We start from the raw sequence: 21248 nt of genomic DNA, 5'->3' as shown, positions 1-21248 counted from the left end.
CCGTTACGTTCACGTTTTGCATAGGAGGGGAAAACGTTGAAAATTCATATTGTGCAAAAAGGAGACTCCCTTTGGAAAATTTCAAAGAAATACGGAGTCGACTTTCAAGAATTGAAAAAACTAAATTCACAGCTCAGTAATCCTGATTTGATCATGCCGGGTATGAAGATTAAAATTCCATCTAGTGGTGTTCCTGTGAAAACAGATCATCACAAAGCAAAAGAAATGCCAAAAACGAAAGAACATCCGTATGTGAAAGAAAAGCCAAAAGATGTTGTGCAAGTGCAAGATACGAAACCGAAGGAAAAGCCAAATGAACCGGTACCATATGTACCGCCAGTGCCAAAGATCGAGCAGCCAGTTTTTCCGCAAGTCGATGTGAACTATTATCAGACCAATCTCTACCAGCCATTCACGCCTCCTCCCAAAAAAGATCATCATGAGAAAAAAGATCACGTTCATCACAAAAAGGATCACAAGGATCATTTTCATCACGAAAATAAAGACCATAAAGATAACAAGGATCATTTTCATCATGAAAATAAGGAACATATAGACGACAAGGATCATTTTCATCATGAAAATAAGGAACATAAAGATAACAAGGACCATTTTCATCATGAAAATAAAGGTCATCTAAAAGAAGAAGTGGCGAAGGGGTATGATCCGTTTATTCATATTCCGCATCAAAAAGAGGAGGGAAAAGACATGGAGCATGGCAATTATCCGAACCTTCCTAACTTCCCGCAAATGCCAAATATGGGAGGGGCAGCGGTAGGGGGAGTGGCTGAAAATAACGAGCATCATCATCAGCACCATCATCATGAACCATATGATCCTTATTTTGGTTATGGTCATTACATGCCGGCGATGTATCCATATCCGCAGCAAATGGTGCCGGCATCGCCAATTTTACCGGGATCAGGCCTATGTTATCCAATCCAGCCATATTATCATCATCATATGATGCCATATCCATACCCGGCTCATCCGTATTATCCTGCGTATCAAGCGCCAGCTTACTACGGAGAGAATCATGAGCACCATGCAAACGACGGACATCACTGGCATCACCATATGCATTCAAACGCCAACGCAAATGCCAACGCAAATCAAGGGTTTTATCCAAATGTTTCAAATCCAGCATATGGAAAGGGAGACTGCGGATGCGATGATGGCATGAAGCATCATCAGCCTTGGCCAGGACATGATCCGAATCCTGTTCCTTATGGCCAAATGGGGGCTTATCCAGCTCAGCCTTATATGCAGCCATATCCAGGTCAATCCGTTTTTGCAAGGCCGGAGGAAGAGGAAGAAGATTAATGACAGAAGGAACGATCTCAATCGTTCCTTTTTTTGTTTATAACTGACAGCTTGATTTTTTTCCTAACTGTACATGCTAAAACAGAGCCTGTTTCGCGCTCATGAGATTGAATTTGTACAGGGGGTTTTTCGTTTGAGACAAAAATGGCAAAAAACAATCGCATTAGTGCTTCTTCCTATTGGTTTAACGGCATGTGGTGCAAATAATAACGCAGGTGTCGATACACGTCATAATCAATCAGGCCAGCCGGTTGGTTATCATTCAAATCAACGAGCAGAAGACAACAACCAAGATCATCAAGGACCAGTTTCTGAACTTATGGAGGGAATGAACGGGAGAAATACAACAAATGTTGATTACCGTACACGTCCTCAAACGGATGATCGAATGCCTCTCACAGGTGGAGATGGACGCTACAGTCATGGAGATATGAATTATCATAACCAAATGTCGTTCTCAGGCTATGATAAACAAGAGAACATTCAGCGTTCAAGAAAAATTGCCAACCGCGTCAATAAAATGAATCACGTGGCAGACTCTCAAGTCATGGTGACGGATGAGAATGTGTATATTGCCATTAAATCAGATGGCCGCCTGACGTCAGAAGGCGTATCACAAGTAGAAGAAGCAGCGACTCGTTATGCGGATGGAAGAGCAGTCCAAGTCATAAAAGATGAAGGTGCATTCACACGCTTTAGAGACATGAGAAGAACGCAATTTGAAACAGGCCAAACAGGCATGACCCGATAGTTTGACACAAAAAGGCTAAAGTTCATCACGAACTTTAGCCTTTTCTTAAAAATAAACCTTGATGCCTATATAAAATTCGTAAAAGAAATAACAGCCAAACCCTAGTAATAAAATACCAGCAATAATGGATGTCCACTTGATCATCGTCCGATTCATCACTTTTCTTGTTAACGATACAAGTGTGAGAAGACCGATGTCATGAAGGAAAATCCCTGCCAAGATACCGCCGGCAGCCAGCATAAATTCAGATGAATCTGTTTTTGTATACGCATCCGCAAGTACAGCACCAAAAACAGAAACCCAGAACACAAGATTTCCAGGAGATACCGCCACGAGCAAGCCGTTTCGATATGTTTTTGCGAATGATTTATTGACCTTTTCTCCTGCTAAATGGATATCTTGATCCGCGTGTTTAATGGAGTCGTATGCGAGAATCATTAAAAATACAGCTCCGATCAGCCAGAGCGGGATTTGAACAAACGGCAAAGATAAAAACTGAGCAAATCCAGCATATAAAGCCAAGATAAGTAATAAGTCTATGGTCATACCGCCTGCTCCGACAGTTAAACCATGAAAGAATCCGTTTTTGAGTCCCTGTTTTGTCATTTCAACCGTGATCGCTCCAACAGGCAGAGCAATTGAGAATCCTACGACGATAAATGTGAGAAATGTTTGCAATCGACTAGAACTTCCTTTGAATAAATTGTATAAAAATTCTCCGTTTAGATTAATTATACATAATAGGAGAAAAGGATCAACGATTATTTCAGATTTAATTGAAATGAGAGAGACAGATCATGTATAGAAATCTGTATATCAATATAATCCATAAAGCTTGTAGGGGAAAGGAACTATTTTCCTGAATTCTCTTTTTTTCATGATGTCTCTATGCTACACTGATGTGGAAATCAATAAAAGTGACTAGGGGTGCCCGTAAATGGGCTGAGAGAGTAGCATAAGCTTCTTAACCCTTTGGACCTGATCTGGCTCGTACCAGCGTGGGGAAGTTGAAGATGATGCATGTATCCTATCAATGATATGCATGTTTATTTCTGACGACGAAACCAGGTTCTTTCAATAGAGCCTGGTTTTTTGCTGGTGCTGATTCCATCCTGTCCGGTGACAAGAAGAAAAGGAGAGAACAGCAAATGAAGGAAAAGAAAAGTGTCCCATCCAACCAATCATTATTATCCAGCTTTGACGGCAGCCGAAAGGTGTATGAGAAAGGATCAAGGCCCGATATCTTAGTGCCGAAAAGAGAGATTGCGCTCTCACATACTGTGACAGAGGCGGGCGGCATAAAAAATGAACCAGTCCGTGTATACGATACGAGTGGACCGTACACTGATGAGAACGTTCATATTGACGTCACAAAGGGATTAAAGCGTCTTAGGGCAGCATGGATTGAAGAAAGAGGAGATACAGAAAGCTATGAAGGGCGTCATGTAAAACCGGAAGATAACGGATATCGTTCAAGGGAGAAGGAGTCCTTCCATTCTGTCCAAACTGATTTTCATCATAAGCCGCTCCGCGCGAAACAAGGAGCGCGCGTGACGCAAATGCATTATGCCAAAAAAGGCATCATTACGCCTGAAATGGAGTTTATCGCAATAAGAGAAGAGCTAAGCCCTGAGTTCGTTAGAGAGGAAGTAGCGAGCGGAAGAGCCGTCATTCCTTCGAATATTAACCATCCAGAAAGTGAACCAATGATTATCGGAAGGAATTTTCATGTCAAAATCAATGCGAATATTGGTAATTCAGCTGTCACGTCATCCATTGATGAAGAGGTTGAAAAAATGACATGGGCGATCAGATGGGGGGCAGATACAATGATGGATCTGTCTACTGGAAAGGATATTCATACAACGAGAGAATGGATCATTCGGAATTGCCCAGTCCCAGTAGGAACCGTTCCTATCTATCAGGCCCTTGAAAAAGTGAATGGAGTCGCAGAAGATTTGACGTGGGACGTGTACAGGGACACATTAATTGAACAAGCAGAACAAGGTGTAGATTATTTCACAATTCATGCGGGCGTGCTGTTAAGATATATTCCGCTTACAGTCGATCGGGTGACTGGAATTGTTTCAAGAGGCGGTGCAATTATGGCAAGATGGTGTCTTGCTCATCATCAAGAGAATTTCCTCTACACTCACTTCGAAGACATTTGTGAAATTATGAAAAAATATGATATCGCCTTTTCACTTGGAGATGGACTTAGACCAGGCTCGATTGCTGATGCCAATGATGAGGCGCAGTTTGCAGAGCTGGAAACGTTAGGTGAATTAACAGAGATCGCTTGGAAACATGATGTGCAGGTGATGATTGAAGGGCCCGGACATGTCCCAATGGATAAAATCAAAGAGAATGTGGACAAGCAAATGGACATTTGCAAGGAAGCACCATTTTATACGTTAGGGCCTCTTACAACAGATATCGCGCCGGGGTATGATCACATTACATCCGCAATCGGTGCGGCCATGATCGGCTGGTACGGAACAGCCATGCTGTGCTATGTAACACCAAAAGAGCATTTAGGTCTGCCGAACAAAGAAGATGTGAGAGAAGGCGTGATCGCCTATAAAATTGCGGCACATGCCGCTGATCTAGCAAAAGGACATCCTGCGGCTCAAAAGCGCGATGATGCTTTATCGAAAGCAAGGTTTGAATTTAGATGGCGTGACCAATTCAACCTGTCACTTGATCCAGAAAGAGCCTTGGCGTTCCATGATGAAACATTGCCTGCCGAAGGCGCTAAAACCGCTCACTTTTGCTCGATGTGCGGACCGAAGTTTTGCAGTATGAAAATTTCTCATGATATCCGCAATCAATCTGAAGAAGTGAAAAGAGAGATGGAAAAGAAGGCGAAGGAGTTTGTCAGTCAGGGAAGTCAAATTTATCAGCCCTAAAAAAAGAACCTCGCACGCATGCTGTGCGGGGTTTTATCAAACGGCTGAGAAGGCTTTTCTTAAAAGGTGAAAAAATGCCTTTGCTGCATATGCCAGCATGTCCACACTTGGAATGAGAGCATCTGTTAAATGAAAAAAGACTGTTTGTTTTACGGGAGATGTTCGTTTCTTTTTCTGCTTCATTAAGGGCAGCCTCCTTTTTAATCAATATACTTCTTTGCAGATCTGAGAGATAGATATGTTGTGTGAATTTAAACAAAATTTAAACTTCTTGGGTTTGAATGGAAACAAGGAGGGGAAACGAGTTGAATAGAGAATGAATGAAAAGAGCTGATCTATTTGACCAGCGAACAAGAAGAGTGGAAGGTGATCTTTATGATGAAAGTATTTAAGGTAACATTTCATATGAACAATGGGGAAGTGCTTGATTTCGAGCTCAAACGTCCAGCTACCTATGATGTGTATAAAAAAATTGAAGAAGCCAATCATTGGTTTAAGCTGAATAATGAAATCATTAACCTATTAAACGTCAATAGTATCCATGTAGAAACAGAATAACGCAGAAAGCCGCTCAAAAAGAGCGGCTCAGCGTGTAGACAAACCCTCGCATTCGTTGTCAGTTCTGCGTGCCGTTGCTCACGAATGTCCAATTCGCTCCGCTCCGGTACTCGTCCTTCCTAGACTGCAAAGGTTTTCTATCACGCTGAAAAGAAAGGGCTAAAATCAAGATCATTTTAGCCCTTTGTCAACAATCTGAGCCGCTCAAAAGAGAGCGGCTTTCATTATGCAGAAAAATCATTTCGATTATTAAGCTGCCCGCGGGACAGCCAGTTCTTTTTATACAAATAGGCAATGACTTCAAGCCACAGACGCGGTGCTTTTTTAGGGAAAAAAGGTTTTTGGTAATAGGCATAAGCGGCTTTTAAATCATCCCATTGATGACATGCTTTCGTTTGCGTGAATCTGGCAACGTCAATGACCCTGATCCGTCCTTCTTTTGTTAAGATCAAATTGCGCAGATGAATATCAGAAGGATTCAATCCTTTCTCGCGCGCTTCCTCCAGCGCATCATCGACTTGTTCAATCATTTGTTTTTTAATAGGAATTCCTTTTGTAAGGCATTCATAGAATGTGTAGCCTTTAATATATTCCATTAAAATATACTGATCCCCAGACTCATAAATCTCAGGGTAGTAAGACGAACCAGAAAGTTTTTCGTAAATGGCAGCCTCTTTGCGGGCAATATGCTGATAAGAAGGGAAAAAGACTTTTAGTGCCATTTTCTTGCCGTCTTTTTTGTATAAAAAGACATAGGCACTTCTTCCTTTGCCGCACAGTTCAAGCTCTGCCGGTTTATAGGCAAGCTTATGAAAACGTTTCTCTTCATGGTATTGAATCGATTCGGCTAATCTTTTGACATCTGACATTGACTTCACCTTCTTTGGTTTCAGTTTATGCGGCTGAAAAACGAATGATGAAAAAACCGTGTCATTCGATAAAGCAATGGATTGTATAAAACATAACATTTACGAATGAAGGATACAACGAAAGACTCTTACCATACATTTGAATGATCGATTTGGTTAATGTTTAGAAAAATGGGTCAAACTACATATGTCATGCATCGATCTCATGTTCTAAAGAGGTGTAAATAGTGAAAGTGAAGATGAAATGTTTCGTTACAGGACTTATCATGACAAGTGTGCTTTTTTTTGCTGCGGATATGGAAGGGAAAGAACACTTGCAAAAGCAGTCAAACTCTATTACCGTCCAGCTTGAAAAAGTCTATCTAGACGGCGATGTGAGTATTGAAAGACACCGGGCATCATTAGAAGACAAAGACACATTCTGGGCGCAGTATAAAGGCTGGACGCTCGTAGAACAAAAAGAGGATTTTGCCCTTTTTAGAAAGCAAATTGATGATATCTCTCCATTAAGTAAAGCAAATGGATATATCGGATTATCAGAGGACGGTGTGATTTCTACGTTTCATGGAAGGCCTGACGGCTGGGCGGAGCCTATTCATCTCTTTTTTCAAATTGATACGTCCCGTTTAGAAAGTCATGTGGAAAAGCAGCTTGAGCAAGGCATTCCTTTTCGAACAAAGGATGAATTTGAGCATGTGCTTGAAGTCATGAAGCCTTACCGAAATGAAATTTCGTTTTAAAGCGTGTAACAGCTTGCTGGTGTGAAGGCCACAAGCTGTTTTTCGTGGTTTCATCATAAAAATGTACTGAGCGAACGTATGTTAACTTTTATTGCGGTTTTCTCTTCGATTTATGTTACAATGAAGAACAGTCAAAGAGGTGAAAACGGTGATAGAGTTTGTAAAAGGGACCATTGATTATGTGTGCCCGCAATATGTTGTCATTGAAAACGGCGGAGTGGGATATCAAGTCTATACCCCAAACCCGTTTATCTATCGAGTAAATAAACAAGAAACGATTTATACGTATCATTACATAAAGGAAGACGCCTTTTCGTTATACGGTTTTCAAACACGAGAAGAAAAAGCGCTGTTCACAAAACTGTTAAATGTCACAGGAATTGGGCCAAAGGGCGCACTCGCCATTCTTGCTTCCGGGGATCCTGGCGCTGTCATTTCAGCGATAGAACGTGAAGATGAAGCGTTCCTGATTAAATTCCCTGGTGTGGGCAAAAAAACAGCACGCCAAATCATTCTGGATCTAAAAGGCAAACTGGCAGATGTGGTGCCAGAGATGATTGGCAACTTATTTAATCACGAGGACCACATTCAGGTCGAAACGCATCAAACTGCATTAGATGAAGCGCTTGAAGCCTTAAATGTCCTTGGATACGGTGATCGTGAAATCAAAAAGGTTCTTCCATTATTAAAAGAAGAAAAGAATCTCACAACCGATCAATATGTGAAAAAAGCTTTACAAAAAATGTTGAAATAGGGTGATGTCTCATGGATGAACGGCTCGTCTCAACTGAAGCAGACAACCATGAATCAGCCATTGAGCAAAGTCTGCGGCCACAGACACTTAGCCAATATATCGGTCAGCAAAAAGTAAAGGATAACCTCAGCGTATTTATTGAAGCTGCCCGCATGAGGCAGGAAACGCTTGATCACGTCCTTTTATATGGACCTCCTGGACTTGGGAAAACAACGCTTGCGTCGATCATTGCCAATGAAATGAATGTTCAGCTGCGTACAACGTCAGGACCAGCGATTGAACGTCCTGGTGATTTGGCGGCCATCTTAACATCTCTTGAGCCAGGTGATGTATTGTTTATTGATGAAATTCACCGCTTGCAGCGCTCAATTGAAGAAGTGCTGTACCCAGCAATGGAGGACTTTTGTTTAGATATTGTCATTGGAAAAGGAGATACAGCACGCTCTGTACGGCTTGATTTACCGCCATTTACGCTTGTAGGTGCAACAACCCGTGTCGGGCTGTTAACAGCGCCGCTTCGTGACAGGTTTGGGGTACATGCAAGATTGGAATACTATGAACAAAGAGATTTGGCTCACATTGTGGCAAGAACAGCCGAGCTGTTTGAGATTGGGATCGATATTCGCTCTGCTGAAGAGATTGCGAGACGTTCCCGGGGAACACCGAGGGTTGCCAATCGTTTGCTCAGAAGAGTAAGAGATTTTGCGCAGGTGCTTGGGAATCATGCCATTACGCAGGATATTGCGGAAGATGCCCTAGAGCGTCTTCAAGTCGACAGGCTTGGCCTTGATCATATAGACCATAAGCTGCTTTTAAGTATGATCGAAAAATTTAGAGGCGGTCCTGTTGGGCTTGATACGATCTCAGCGACAATTGGAGAAGAATCACATACGATTGAAGATGTGTACGAACCGTACTTACTGCAAATTGGTTTCCTGCAAAGAACACCAAGAGGGCGGGTCGTCACAAGAGAAGCGTATGAACATTTTCAAATGGAGGTTCCGATTCGTGACTGAATTCCCTAAAATATTAATGATTTTAGGTGGTGTCCTTTTTGCCGCAGGATTAGTTTTTCAATTGGTTGGTAAGCTTCCAGGTGATATTTTTGTGAAAAAAGGAAATGTAACGTTCTTTTTTCCTGTCATTACATGCATTGTCATTAGCATCGTGCTAACCATATTACTTAATATCTTTGGACGGATGAAATAACGTTAACTAGTTAACTACAGAATAGGTGAAGGAAATGAAGCTAGAACTATTTGATTTTGATTTACCAGAAAGATTGATTGCACAAGTGCCGCTTGAAAAAAGAGATGCATCAAGACTGATGGTCTTAAACAAACAAACGGGTGCGATTACACATGATACATTCTCACAAATCATCAATTATTTTCAAAAGGGTGATTGTCTCGTTCTAAACAATACGCGCGTTCTGCCTGCACGTCTGTTTGGTATGAAAGAGGATACAGGTGCCAAAGTAGAGCTGCTTCTATTGAAACAAGAAGAGGGAGACCACTGGGAAACACTTGTCAAACCAGCCAAACGGGTGAAAAAAGGGACGGTTATCACGTTTGGTGATGGACGGCTCAAAGCAGTATGCACAGAGGAAATGGAACATGGCGGAAGAAAAGTCGAGTTTCAATATACAGGCATTTTTTATGAAGTGCTTGAATCCCTTGGTGAAATGCCGCTGCCTCCATATATTAAAGAGCAGCTTGACGACCGTGAACGCTATCAAACCGTTTATTCAAAAGAGGTTGGCTCCGCTGCTGCGCCAACTGCCGGTCTCCACTTTACAACCGAGCTGCTGGATGCGCTGAAAGCGAAAGGTGTACACATTGCTTTCATTACGCTGCACGTAGGGCTTGGCACATTTCGTCCGGTAAGTGCAGAACGTATTGAAGAACACGAAATGCACGCAGAGTTTTATGAAATGAATGAAGAAACAGCTGATGAGCTTAACCGCATTCGCAAGGAAGGCGGGCGGATTATTTCAGTCGGCACAACGTCAACAAGAACGCTTGAAACCATTGCAAGTGCACATGATGGTGAGTTCAAAGCCTCAAGCGGCTGGACGTCGATCTTTATTTACCCTGGCTACACATTCAAGGCAATTGACGGCATGATCACGAATTTCCATCTGCCAAAATCCTCGTTAATTATGCTTGTCAGCGCATTAGCTGGACGAGAGCACGTACTTAAAGCGTACAATGAGGCTGTTAAAGAGGAATACCGATTCTTCAGCTTTGGCGATGCCATGCTGATTCAATAACATTATACAACAAAGACAGGAGGGCTCATTTTTGTCGCAATTACCGATACGTTATGAGTTCATTAAATCATGTAAACAGACAGGTGCACGTCTTGGCCGCGTTCATACACCGCACGGCTCCTTTGAAACACCTGTATTTATGCCAGTAGGTACACTGGCTACAGTCAAAACAATGGCGCCTGAAGAATTAAAGGCTATGGATGCAGGCATCATCTTAAGCAATACGTACCACCTATGGCTCCGTCCAGGTCACGATATCGTAAAGGAAGCAGGCGGTCTGCACAAATTTATGAACTGGGATCGAGCAATCCTAACAGATTCAGGCGGATTCCAAGTTTTTTCATTGAGTGAATTTAGAAAAATTGAAGAAGAAGGCGTTCACTTCCGTAATCATTTAAACGGAGACAAGCTGTTCCTATCTCCTGAAAAAGCCATGGACATCCAAAATGCACTTGGCTCTGATATTATGATGGCATTTGATGAATGCCCGCCGTATCCTGCAGAGTACGATTATATGAAACGTTCTGTGGAGCGGACAAGCAGATGGGCAGAGCGATGTCTAACAGCGCACCAGCGTCCTGAAGATCAAGGGCTGTTTGGGATTGTCCAAGGCGGAGAATACGAAGAGCTTCGAAAACAAAGTGCAAAAGACCTTGTTTCACTTGATTTCCCAGGTTACGCCATCGGAGGCTTATCTGTAGGGGAACCAAAAGATGTGATGAATCGTGTACTAGAGTTCACAACACCATTTTTACCGGCAGACAAGCCGAGGTACCTAATGGGTGTCGGCTCACCAGACTCCTTAATTGACGGCGCCATTCGCGGTGTAGATATGTTTGACTGCGTACTGCCGACGCGAATTGCAAGAAACGGCACCTTGATGACAAGTGAAGGCCGTCTTGTTGTGAAAAATGCAAAATATGAGCGTGACTTTAGACCAATCGATGAAAACTGTGACTGCTATACATGTAAAAACTATACACGTGCCTATATTAGACATCTCATCAGAACAAATGAAACGTTCGGAATTCGATTAACAACTTATCATAATCTTCATTTTCTGTTAAAATTAATGGAGCAAGTGAGAGAAGCTATCCGTGAGGATCGTTTAGGTGATTTTAAAGAAGAGTTTTTTGAGCGTTACGGCTTTAACAAACCGAATGCGAAAAACTTTTAACGCATAAACGAAAGGCTTTACAATGCTTTAGAAAGGGGTGAAATAGAATGGATGGTGGTATGGGTTCAATCATTATGATTGTTGTCATGTTTGCTGTGCTTTACTTCTTGTTAATCCGTCCACAGCAAAAGCAACAGAAAGCTGTGCGTCAGATGCAGCAATCTTTATCAAAAGGCGATAAAATCGTCACAATCGGTGGTTTACACGGTGAAATCGACTCAATTGATGAATCAAAAGTGGTCATCAAAACAAGCGAAAACAACCGTTTAACTTTCGATCGTCGTGCTATTAGAGAATTAGCTGACAAAGGCTAATCCTCTGATACATAGCCATAAAAAAAAGAGCGATATAACCGCTCTTTTTTTATTTGCCTCGAAGATTGACGCCAATCATTCCCCCCAGCATACAAATGCCTAAAAATGCTCCATGATAGATAAACTGCTCTGGTGAAAACGTTTTTCCAAATCCCAAATATTGAAATAGAAATACAGTGAGGGAAAAAATGATAGACGTGACCGCACCAATCAGCCAGCCACGCTCCTTTGCTTTCCCTCCAGAAATGATGCCTCCTAATAAAAGGGCAGCAAAGGACAAAATCATAATCATCCATTTAAATGATGTTTCCTGCATACTTGTGAATGTAAGCATGAGCGACACAAGTAAACTTGTGACAACCATCACGATAAAAATGGCAATTAAGCCGGATAAAATGCCTTTTCCAATATGTTTCGTTTCCTGCATGTAGATTCGTCTCCTCTCCAATTGAACGAAGCTTGTCTTTTACTAAAATGTATTCACAGTGAAGAAAAAATAGACATGTTTCAGACGTTTCTTTTCTACATAAATAAAGTGTTTTGACACAAGCTATGTTGGAGAAGGAGGGTTTACATCACATGCAGGATATCTTGATCATTTCCATGAGAACCATCATTTTATATTTTCTTATTTGGTTTATATTTCGCTTAATGGGCAAAAGGGAAATTGGCGAGCTGAGCATTTTAGATTTAGTCATTTTTATGATGATCGCAGAAATTGCGGTTCTCGCCATAGAAGAAGTAGAGGATCACATGTTACATACGGTATGGCCAATCCTGCTGTTAACCTTCATTCAAATCACACTTGCTTACCTCTCACTGAAATTCCAAGGCGTCCGGCGCTTTCTTGACGGCAAACCGGCCCTGCTCATCATCAATGGGAAAATAGACGAGGGTGCAATGAGAAAACAGCGATACAATTTTGATGACCTTCTCATTCAATTAAGAGAAAATAACATCGACAGCATTCAGGATGTCTCTTACGCCATTTTAGAGCCGTCTGGAAAGCTCGCCGTTGTCGAAAAAGAAAACAAGCGCAAACATGCAGCGCTTGAGCTTCCACTTGTTGCGGACGGTGTCGTGCAGCATGACCACCTTAAGCAAATCAATCAAAATGAACAGTGGCTGAAAGATGAGCTTGCTAAAAGAGGCTATCATGATATCGATCAAATCTCTTACTGCAGCTTTAATCAAAAAACATTTTATATTGATTTGAAAGATGAAGTGATCAAAAAGAGATGAGCTAAAACAGCTTCCCAATGAACGGGATGCGGCGCAGCTCTTCTCGTTTCACTAGCCCTAGGCAGATTAATAGAATGACATAGAGCGTGCACGTAACAAAAATGAGCGTCACAAGTTCAATAGGAGCAGAAAAGAGTCCGTCTACTTGAGATTTCAGCCAAAGGCTGACAGCCCCTGTACCGATAATCACAAGGACGCATAGTCCATATTCCTTTAATGGTAAATGAATAGGCAGCACCTTTCCGACAGTTGCCGCATGGAGCAGCGTGACAAGGATGATGCCGATTAAGATCGCAAGTGCTGCGCCCATAATGCCAAAGCCAGGCTGGGAAGCAAGGGCAAAAATCATCCCTGTTTTCACAATTGCACCTATCAGGCTGTTGGTCATCGCCGCACCAGCTAAATTGAGTGCTTGAAGCACGGCTTGAAGGGGCCCTTGAAAATAATAAAGAAGGAAAAATGGCGCCATGAATTTCACATAAATGGCCGCGTGCGATGAACCATACATAAAGAGCGTTAAATCTTCTGCGTAAACGAAAAGAATAATACATGAAATGCCTCCGCTGAGTAAACAAAGGCGCATCGCCTGCTTCAGCCGGTATTCGACCGTTTTACGTTTGTTCTGCTCCATTCCTTCACTGATCGCCGGAACTAATGCAGTGGAGAGTGAATACGTAATAAAACTAGGCAGTGTCAAAAGGGTCAGGGCAAGACCAGTCAACTCCCCGTACTGCCTTGTCGCCTCTACAGCTGCATAACCAGCAATGGCAAGACTTTGCGCGACAACAATCGGCTCTAAAAACCACGAAATATTCCCGATAAAACGGCTGCCTGTTGTTGGCAGGGCAATGCTCATCAGCTGTTTAAACGTGTCCTTCCCGTCATGAATCGCCTTAAAAAATCGTTTTCGAATACGAATCGTCTTTTTATAGCGGAAGGCGATCAGTAAGTAAGCAAGTGAAATCATCTCTCCAATCACAGATGAAATCATCGCACCTGCTGCCGCAAATTCAATCCCGTAAGGAAGGAAAGCCGTTGTACATACTGCCACTAATGAAATTCTTGCGACCTGCTCCAGAACTTGAGACATCGCAAGCGGGCTCATCTGCTGTCTGCCCTGGAAATAGCCTCGTAACACACTGGAAATGGCGATGACTGGTACGACGGGTGTAATGGCAAGCAGTGGATAGACCGTTCTAGGATCAGTCAGCATATTTTCTGCCATGATGGGCGCAAACCATAAAAAGAGCGGCGTGAATATCAGGCTGAGTGTTCCTGTTATCGCAAGGGACATGACCAGAATACGTTTTGTTTTCTGTTTGTCACCCCGGGCTTCTGCTTCTGCGACAAGCTTACTAATGGCGACAGGCAGTCCGAATTGTGTGAGCGTCACGGCGAGAAAAAAGGTAGGTGCAGCCATCATATAAAGCCCGACCCCTTCTTCGCCAATGAACCTCGCAATGACAATTCGATTGACAAAACCCAATATTCTCGTGATAAAACCTGCTAAAATTAAAATAATGGTCCCCTTTAAAAACGTTTGCTTCGTCAAATCACAGATCACCTGCCTTCTCAAACGACATAGAATCATATACAATAAGATATGCGTGTATATCGTCCAAGCATGACAAGTCTCTCGATAAAAAACTGAAAAGGGGGAGCTACGCAATGACACAACATCCAGCTGCTATATACAAAGACCATTTAAAGCCTTTTCTGTTCAGTAAGCTTGAAGAATTCATCGTTTTGGGCTATAAAGATGTAGATTTAGAGGAATTATGGTCATACTTAGAGAATAAGAAGTGGAAGAAAAAACAAGAGTATCCGATTCATGAAATGGTTGCAGATATTTTATCTGTGAAAATAGGCGAATTTATGAACTATGCAACCGTTCAGTCGTTTAAAACGTCTGCTTTTTTGGACAGTGAAGATGGCAAGAATATGCTTGATGAACTGTTGAAATAAGCCATCTTAATGGATTCAGGTGTTTAAGGAGGAAATACATAATGAAAAAAGGGCGCATTCTTGCGTTTTTCTTAGTGGTTCTGTTAATCGGAACTGGCGTGGGCTTACTGACAAAGCCTGTTGCGAAAGATATGACGCTAGGGCTGGATTTACAGGGTGGATTTGAAGTCCTGTATGATGTACATCCAGTGAAAAAAGAGGACAAGATCACAAATAGTGTTCTCGTTAGTACAGTGGAGGCTTTAAACCGAAGAGCCAATGTGCTAGGTGTAAGTGAGCCGAACATCTCGATTGAAGGCAATAATCGTATCCGTGTGCAGCTTGCAGGGGTAAAAGATCAAAACAGAGCTAGGGAGATTCTTTCCACTGAAGCACAGCTATCCTTCAGAGATACGAATGATAAAGAACTTCTTAACGGGGCTGACCTAGTCGAAAACAGTGCAAAACAAACATTCAGTCAAACGAATGAGCCAATTGTGACGGTTAAACTAAAGGATGCGAAAAAATTTGGTGACGTCACAAGAAAAGTAGCGGCGATGGCGCCGAATAACCAGCTTGTCATTTGGCTTGATTATCACAAAGGAGATTCCTTCAAAAAAGAAGTCTCAAAATCAAACCACAAGTATGTATCTGCACCAAATGTGAATCAAGAGATTAACAGCAGTGACGTACAAATTGAAGGGAAATTTACTGTCCAAGAGGCAAAAGACCTCGCAAGTATTTTAAATGCCGGGGCATTGCCAGTAAAATTAACAGAAAAATATTCCACATCTGTGAGTGCGCAGTTTGGTGAACAAGCACTGAACGAAACAGTGTTCGCAGGAATTGTAGGAATCGCATTTATCTTCTTATTCATGCTGCTTTATTACCGATTACCTGGTCTTATAGCTGTCATCACACTCTCAGCCTATATCTACATTACGCTGCAAGTGTTTGACTGGATGGGCGCGGTCATGACACTGCCTGGAATTGCCGCACTTATTCTAGGGGTAGGGATGGCTGTTGATGCCAACATTATTACTTATGAGCGGATCAAAGAAGAGCTGAAGCTCGGCAAATCTGTCCGTTCTGCTTTCAGGTCAGGGAACCGCAGATCATTTGCGACCATCTTTGATGCAAACTTAACAAGTATTATTGCCGGCGGAGTGCTGTTCTTCTTCGGGACAAGCTCTGTAAAAGGATTTGCAACAATGCTCATCCTCTCGATTTTAACAAGCTTTATCACGGCTGTATTCCTATCAAGATTCCTTCTTGGACTGCTTGTAGAGAGCCGTGCGCTCGACCGCAAAAAAGGCTGGTTTGGTGTCCGCAAAAAAGACATCATGAGTATCCACGAAACAACAGAAAATACCGAACCGAAAACGCCATTTGATAAATGGGATTTCGTCAGCAAACGTAAAGGCTTTATGATTTTCTCCATAGCTGTTACTATTGCGGGAATCATCGTCCTTTCGATCTTCAAGCTCAATGCTGGTATTGACTTTGCTAGTGGAACGAGAATTGATGTTCAAAGCGATCACAAGCTGACAACTGCACAAGTAGAGCAAGACTTTAAAAAGCTTGGTCTTGAAGCAGACAGTGTTGTGCTGTCGGGGCAAAAAGAAAATCAGGCAGCTGCTCGATTTGTCGGGGTGCCGAACAAAGAAAAAATCGCTGAAGTGAAGGATTACTTCAAAGATAAATACGGCACTGAGCCGAATGTAAGTACAGTATCACCGACTGTCGGAAAAGAACTTGCCCGTAATGCGCTATATGCCGTCATCATTGCTTCCATTGGGATCATTTTATATGTATCCGTCCGTTTTGAGTATAAGATGGCGATTGCGGCGATTATCTCACTGCTGTACGATGCATTCTTTATTGTCGCCTTCTTTAGTATCACGCGCTTAGAGGTGGATGTCACCTTCATTGCCGCGATCCTCACGGTCATTGGGTACTCGATCAACGACACGATCGTTACCTTCGACAGGGTTCGTGAGCAAATGAAGAAACGTAAACCGAAAACCATTGAAGATCTATCGTACATTGTGAACTTAAGCTTACAGCAAACCTTTACGCGATCTGTCAACACGGTGCTGACTGTACTTGTCGTTGTTGTCGCACTGCTTATCTTCGGATCAGCGTCGATTACAAACTTCTCCATCGCCTTACTTGTCGGCTTATTAACAGGGGTGTACTCATCCCTTTATATCGCGGCACAAATTTGGCTGATGTGGAAAGGCCGTGAGCTGAAAAAACCAGCTAAGATTGATACAGATCAAGATATTTAATCTAGAAAGACTGCCTTTTTCGGCAGTCTTTTTCTATCGATTTTTCTGAAAATAAGATGATTCGAAAAAACATTTCGGGTTTCATTGATCTTAAAATGGTCTTTTGCTATAATGACTTACGTTTAGACCAGTATAGAAAGCAAGTGTCTGTTTAGGCATTTGGCTTTATTCATTGGAGGGGCTGTTATGAAGGTTCGGGAAACTGAACTGCCAGGTATCGGTCATAAAGCCGAAATGATCACAAGAAATAATGAGAAGCTTGCCATCATTACACATGATGACGGCAGAAGAGAAATGTATCATTTTCATGAGGACGACCATGAAGAAACGATTTCTGGCATCCTGCTAAACGATGAAGAAGCAAGACAAATTGCGGCTATTTTAGGCGGCATGGTCTATAAGCCGAAAGCGCTTGAAACCGTAGAGGTAGCCATTGATGAACTGGTGATTGAATGGTTTAAAATTGAAAAGAATGCACCAGCTGTTCAAAGAAGCATCGGTGACCTCAATGTTCGCCAAAACTATCAAGTAACAGTCATCGCCATTGTGAGAAAATCACATGAGAAGATTTTAAATCCAGGACCAGATACCATCATCGAAGAAGGGGATACCCTTGTCATTTCTGGAGAAAGAAAAGAATTAAAGAATCTGATTAAAGAAAAACTCAGCAGCTGATGATGCCCATGCTGATAGGTTTTCTTCCACTGCTTTCTTTCGGTGTTTAAAAAAGGCAGCGAAAAGGGAAGAATAAAAGAAAAAGCTTGGGGGATATGTAGATGAACAAACAACAATGGACCATCATACTCGCATTTATTTTCGTATTAATTGTCTCAGTATTTGCCGTGATTAATGTACGGCCTGTCGAGGTACACTACTTATTTGGAACGGCTGAATGGCCGCTGATCCTTGTCATTATCGGTTCAGTTTTAATGGGCGGGCTGATTGTGGCATTTGCAGGAATCTTCCAAATTGTGAAACTGAAACGTGAACTAAAAGCATTAAAAGCTGAGCGTGCAGCCGCTGCACCTGCTGCTTCGACGAAAAAGGCAGACAAAGATCTTCAAAAAAAATCTCATGTCACGCCTTTAAAAGAACAGCCAGCATCATTTGACCGGAAGGAAAAATAATCTTCCAGCACAATTTCATAAAATAAAAATTGAAACCCCTCAGGCCACTCTAGTATAATAGTGTGGTTGAGGGGTGAATTTATGTTATTATCCAAAATGCGCTGGGAATATGAACATCCAAGCGAAGAAAAAGTGAAATCACTCTCTGAAAATCTGAATATTTCAGCGCTGACTGCATCGCTTCTCGTAAAAAGAGGACTTGAAGAAGTAGAAGAGGCGAGGTCTTTTTTATTTGATCAAAAAGCCGAATTTCATGATCCATTTCTATTAAAAGGAATGAAAGAAGCAGTAGAGCGCATCAACAAAGCGATCGAAGAGCAGGAATCGATTGTGATCTTCGGAGACTATGATGCAGATGGTGTGACAAGTACGTCTGTACTTTTACATACATTAAAAGAGCGGTCTGCGATAGTAGACTTTTATATTCCAGATCGATTTAAAGAAGGCTATGGGCCTAATGAACAGGCATTTCGATATATCAAGGAGCAAGGAGCATCGCTTGTCATCACGGTCGATACAGGCATTGCTGCTGTAAATGAAGCACGTATTGCAAAAGAAATAGGGTTAGACCTGATCATTACAGATCACCATGAACCAAGTGAGGAGCTGCCTGAGGCACTTGCCATTGTCCATCCTAAGCAGCCTGGCTGTGAGTATCCCTTTAAAGAACTTGCTGGTGTAGGCGTAGCGTTTAAAGTGGCGCATGCACTGCTTGGGAAGCTGCCAGTACAGCTGTTAGATCTTGCAGCAATCGGGACAATCGCGGATCTTGTACCGCTTCATGATGAGAATAGGTGGCTCGCCAAAAAAGGCCTTGTACAGCTTCGGCAGTCGAATAGACCGGGGCTGAAAGCGTTATTGAAAGAAGCGGGAGCCACTCTAGAAGAAGCCAATGAGGAAACGGTCGGCTTTCAAATTGCGCCAAGGCTGAATGCTGTAGGACGAATTGAACAGGCAGATCCTGCCGTTCATCTTCTGATGACTGAGGATAAGGATGAAGCAGAAGAGCTCGCTCGTTTTGTACAGGAACTGAATAAAGAACGTCAAAAGATTGTCAGTACGATCACAGAAGAAGCCATTCAAATGGTGGAAGAGACAGGTGATGACCAGTCTGCGATCGTTGTAGCGAAAGCTGGCTGGAATCCGGGCGTTGTCGGAATTGTTGCCTCTAAATTGACGGATACTTTTTCTCGTCCGGCGATTGTGCTTGGAATAGATGAAGAGACGCAAATGGCAAAAGGATCAGCCCGGAGTATTCCTGGCTTCGATCTGTTTTTCCATCTAAGCAAATGCCGCGACATCCTGCCGCATTTCGGGGGGCACCCGATGGCAGCAGGGATGACACTTCGAGCGGATGATGTCGCTTTACTAAGGGAAAGATTAAATCAATATGCAAATGAAACATTGACGGAAGAAGATTTTATTCCAATACAGCGGGTCGATGCAGTATGCAAGGTAGACGAATTGACGGTTGAAGCGATTGAGGAAGCGGGGATGCTGTCACCATTCGGTATGTCAAACCCAAAACCGTTCATTATGATTGAAGATGCGAAGCTTGAAGATATCCGAACGATTGGGGCAAATCACAACCATATTAAAATGTCTCTGAAAGACGAAGACAAGCTGCTTGACTGTGTCGGTTTTCACCAAGGGAAATTAAAAGAAGAAATTGTTCCAGGAAGCCGCATTTCCGTGATTGGAGAAATGTCCGTCAATGAATGGAATAACCGGAAGAAGCCCCAGCTGATGCTAAAAGATGCACGAGTTGATGAATGGCAGCTGTTTGATCTGCGCGGGAAAAAGGATTGGGAGAAGAAAGTTTCGACGCTTGATTCAGAAAAATCTTTGGTTGTCTGTTTTGATGAAGCAACAAAACAGGACGTCGATATCCCCATTCATCATGTTCATGCAGAAAATGTATCAACGTTTGATGTACAGGGCAAATATGTGGTCTTTGCGGATGTTCCCGCAGATGAGCAATTGCTGAAGCAGCTTTTAGAAAATCAAAAGCCTGCCAGAATTTATACGGTTTTTCAAAGAAAAGAAGATCATTTTATGTCCTCTTTCCCAAGCCGTGACCAATTCAAATGGTTTTATGGGTTCTTGTTTAAACGGGGAAGTTTTCCTATCAAAGAACAAGGAATGGACCTTGCCAAACATAGAGGCTGGACAAAAGATACAATCATTTTTATGACAAAGGTGTTTTTTGAACTCGGTTTTGTTAAAATAGAGAATGGTGTGCTGTCAATAGTACTTGATGCCCCTAAAAAAGATTTAACGGCATCAGCATCCTATACAGCAAAACAACGATTGATGGAACTCGATCAAACACTAACATATTCCTCAGCTAAAGAGCTGAAGGAATGGCTGAATAGCATGATGAGCGAAGTCTCACCTGTGCTTTGACGTACGAGGAGGAAAAGGAAAAGATGGATTTAAAACAATATGTGACAGTTGTACCTGACTACCCAAAGGAAGGTGTACAATTTAAAGATATTACAACGTTAATGGATAAAGGCGAAGTGTACCGTTATGCAACGGATCAAATCGTTGATTACGCGAAGGAAAGAGACATTGATCTCATTGTTGGACCTGAAGCGCGTGGATTCATTATTGGCTGCCCTGTAGCATACGCACTTGGTGTAGGTTTTGCACCGGTTCGTAAAGAAGGAAAGCTTCCTCGTGAAGTCGTTAAAGTCGATTACGGCTTGGAATATGGTAAAGATGTATTAACGATTCATAAAGATGCGATTCGTCCTGGTCAGCGTGTCCTGATTACTGATGACTTACTTGCGACTGGTGGAACAATTGAAGCATCCATTAAGCTTGTAGAGGAATTAGGCGGCGTTGTGGCAGGGATTGCATTTTTGATTGAACTGACGTATCTGGACGGCAGAAAGAAGCTTGACGGCTACGACATCATGACGTTAATGCAATACTAATGGAGTTTTCGTAAAAAGCACTCAGTAAGAAGGGT

23 protein-coding genes and 1 riboswitch are annotated in these 21248 nt (G+C 42.4%); of the genes, 18 read left to right on the top strand and 5 right to left on the bottom strand.

The features are described 5' to 3' along the window. The first annotated feature begins 36 nt into the window (after positions 1 to 36). Together safA and NSQ25_RS12475 are read left to right on the top strand one after the other, a co-directional pair. Complete coding sequence (gene safA / locus NSQ25_RS12480) at positions 37 to 1323, top strand: SafA/ExsA family spore coat assembly protein (RefSeq protein WP_326136202.1); 1287 nt, start codon at positions 37 to 39, stop codon at positions 1321 to 1323. A gap of 133 nt (positions 1324 to 1456) precedes the next feature. After that, entirely contained in the window at positions 1457 to 2074 is a 618-nt protein-coding gene (locus NSQ25_RS12475; RefSeq protein WP_034279869.1) for a YhcN/YlaJ family sporulation lipoprotein, read from the top strand. A 45-nt stretch (positions 2075 to 2119) separates the two neighbouring features. Here the strand turns inward: NSQ25_RS12475 and NSQ25_RS12470 are convergent, their stop codons facing one another. Further along, a complete protein-coding gene (locus tag NSQ25_RS12470; protein ID WP_041115101.1) occupies positions 2120 to 2752 on the bottom strand; it encodes a LysE family transporter in 633 nt (210 codons plus the stop codon). Positions 2753 to 2987: 235 nt separating this feature from the next. Continuing rightward, positions 2988 to 3096: riboswitch (TPP riboswitch) on the top strand. A 126-nt stretch (positions 3097 to 3222) separates the two neighbouring features. On the opposite strand from NSQ25_RS12470, the gene thiC reads away from it, so the two are divergent. After that, positions 3223 to 4983, top strand: coding sequence for a phosphomethylpyrimidine synthase ThiC (gene thiC / locus NSQ25_RS12465; protein ID WP_034279875.1), 1761 nt, complete (start codon positions 3223 to 3225; stop codon positions 4981 to 4983). Between the two features lie 36 nt (positions 4984 to 5019). Here the strand turns inward: thiC and NSQ25_RS12460 are convergent, their stop codons facing one another. Next, positions 5020 to 5166, bottom strand: coding sequence for a hypothetical protein (locus NSQ25_RS12460; RefSeq protein WP_326136203.1), 147 nt, complete (start codon positions 5164 to 5166; stop codon positions 5020 to 5022). Positions 5167 to 5358: 192 nt separating this feature from the next. On the opposite strand from NSQ25_RS12460, the gene NSQ25_RS12455 reads away from it, so the two are divergent. Further along, complete coding sequence (locus NSQ25_RS12455; RefSeq protein ID WP_008342761.1) at positions 5359 to 5541, top strand: hypothetical protein; 183 nt, start codon at positions 5359 to 5361, stop codon at positions 5539 to 5541. Positions 5542 to 5765: 224 nt separating this feature from the next. On the opposite strand, the gene NSQ25_RS12450 is transcribed toward NSQ25_RS12455, so the two are convergent. Beyond that, entirely contained in the window at positions 5766 to 6410 is a 645-nt protein-coding gene (locus NSQ25_RS12450) for a serine/threonine protein kinase (protein WP_034279877.1), read from the bottom strand. Positions 6411 to 6649: 239 nt separating this feature from the next. Between NSQ25_RS12450 and NSQ25_RS12445 the strand changes: the two genes are divergently transcribed. From NSQ25_RS12445 to yajC, 7 genes are all read left to right on the top strand, one after another. Beyond that, positions 6650 to 7150: an intercompartmental signaling factor BofC gene (locus NSQ25_RS12445; RefSeq protein WP_073979823.1), complete on the top strand. Its 501-nt coding sequence runs from the start codon at positions 6650 to 6652 to the stop codon at positions 7148 to 7150. 148 nt (positions 7151 to 7298) lie between these two features. After that, the gene (gene ruvA / locus NSQ25_RS12440) at positions 7299 to 7904 is read left to right on the top strand and encodes a Holliday junction branch migration protein RuvA (protein WP_326136204.1); all 606 of its coding nucleotides are present in this window, start codon (positions 7299 to 7301) and stop codon (positions 7902 to 7904) included. Between the two features lie 11 nt (positions 7905 to 7915). After that, positions 7916 to 8920 (top strand): Holliday junction branch migration DNA helicase RuvB, encoded by a 1005-nt coding sequence (ruvB, locus tag NSQ25_RS12435; protein ID WP_024423143.1) that lies wholly within the window; start codon positions 7916 to 7918, stop codon positions 8918 to 8920. Then, a complete protein-coding gene (locus NSQ25_RS12430; RefSeq protein ID WP_012010741.1) occupies positions 8913 to 9113 on the top strand; it encodes a DUF2905 domain-containing protein in 201 nt (66 codons plus the stop codon). Before ruvB ends, NSQ25_RS12430 begins: the two co-directional genes overlap by 8 nt. Before the next feature lie 34 nt (positions 9114 to 9147). Continuing rightward, entirely contained in the window at positions 9148 to 10176 is a 1029-nt protein-coding gene (gene queA / locus NSQ25_RS12425; protein WP_041115105.1) for a tRNA preQ1(34) S-adenosylmethionine ribosyltransferase-isomerase QueA, read from the top strand. Positions 10177 to 10207: 31 nt separating this feature from the next. Further along, positions 10208 to 11353 carry a tRNA guanosine(34) transglycosylase Tgt gene (gene tgt, locus NSQ25_RS12420; RefSeq protein ID WP_024423141.1) on the top strand — a complete coding sequence of 382 codons (1146 nt, stop codon included), beginning with the start codon at positions 10208 to 10210 and terminating at the stop codon, positions 11351 to 11353. A 47-nt stretch (positions 11354 to 11400) separates the two neighbouring features. Further along, positions 11401 to 11667, top strand: coding sequence for a preprotein translocase subunit YajC (gene yajC, locus NSQ25_RS12415; protein WP_008360993.1), 267 nt, complete (start codon positions 11401 to 11403; stop codon positions 11665 to 11667). Between the two features lie 49 nt (positions 11668 to 11716). Here the strand turns inward: yajC and NSQ25_RS12410 are convergent, their stop codons facing one another. Further along, a complete protein-coding gene (locus tag NSQ25_RS12410) occupies positions 11717 to 12094 on the bottom strand; it encodes a TIGR04086 family membrane protein (protein ID WP_101676820.1) in 378 nt (125 codons plus the stop codon). 152 nt (positions 12095 to 12246) lie between these two features. On the opposite strand from NSQ25_RS12410, the gene NSQ25_RS12405 reads away from it, so the two are divergent. Next, positions 12247 to 12909: a DUF421 domain-containing protein gene (locus tag NSQ25_RS12405; protein ID WP_034279889.1), complete on the top strand. Its 663-nt coding sequence runs from the start codon at positions 12247 to 12249 to the stop codon at positions 12907 to 12909. A 1-nt stretch (position 12910) separates the two neighbouring features. Here NSQ25_RS12405 and spoVB read toward each other — a convergent pair whose 3' ends face one another. Beyond that, positions 12911 to 14461: a stage V sporulation protein B gene (gene spoVB, locus NSQ25_RS12400; protein WP_101676822.1), complete on the bottom strand. Its 1551-nt coding sequence runs from the start codon at positions 14459 to 14461 to the stop codon at positions 12911 to 12913. A gap of 116 nt (positions 14462 to 14577) precedes the next feature. Here spoVB and NSQ25_RS12395 point away from each other — a divergent pair, with 116 nt between their 5' ends. From NSQ25_RS12395 to NSQ25_RS12370, 6 genes are all read left to right on the top strand, one after another. Next, on the top strand, positions 14578 to 14874 hold the full coding sequence (locus NSQ25_RS12395; protein ID WP_003216788.1) for a post-transcriptional regulator: 297 nt from the start codon (positions 14578 to 14580) through the stop codon (positions 14872 to 14874). A gap of 41 nt (positions 14875 to 14915) precedes the next feature. Then, positions 14916 to 17144: a protein translocase subunit SecDF gene (gene secDF, locus NSQ25_RS12390; protein WP_034279892.1), complete on the top strand. Its 2229-nt coding sequence runs from the start codon at positions 14916 to 14918 to the stop codon at positions 17142 to 17144. A 186-nt stretch (positions 17145 to 17330) separates the two neighbouring features. Further along, the gene (locus NSQ25_RS12385; protein WP_034279894.1) at positions 17331 to 17819 is read left to right on the top strand and encodes a cation:proton antiporter regulatory subunit; all 489 of its coding nucleotides are present in this window, start codon (positions 17331 to 17333) and stop codon (positions 17817 to 17819) included. Between the two features lie 101 nt (positions 17820 to 17920). Then, complete coding sequence (locus tag NSQ25_RS12380) at positions 17921 to 18271, top strand: lipopolysaccharide assembly protein LapA domain-containing protein (protein ID WP_024423135.1); 351 nt, start codon at positions 17921 to 17923, stop codon at positions 18269 to 18271. Positions 18272 to 18352: 81 nt separating this feature from the next. After that, positions 18353 to 20677 (top strand): single-stranded-DNA-specific exonuclease RecJ, encoded by a 2325-nt coding sequence (gene recJ, locus NSQ25_RS12375; protein WP_098676995.1) that lies wholly within the window; start codon positions 18353 to 18355, stop codon positions 20675 to 20677. 23 nt (positions 20678 to 20700) lie between these two features. After that, entirely contained in the window at positions 20701 to 21213 is a 513-nt protein-coding gene (locus NSQ25_RS12370; RefSeq protein ID WP_034279900.1) for an adenine phosphoribosyltransferase, read from the top strand. Positions 21214 to 21248: the final 35 nt, after the last annotated feature.

The sequence above is a fragment of the Bacillus sp. FSL R5-0512 genome (assembly GCF_038593295.1).
GTDB classification, from domain to species: domain Bacteria; phylum Bacillota; class Bacilli; order Bacillales; family Bacillaceae; genus Bacillus; species Bacillus safensis.
This window is presented reverse-complemented; position numbering and strand designations above follow the sequence as displayed.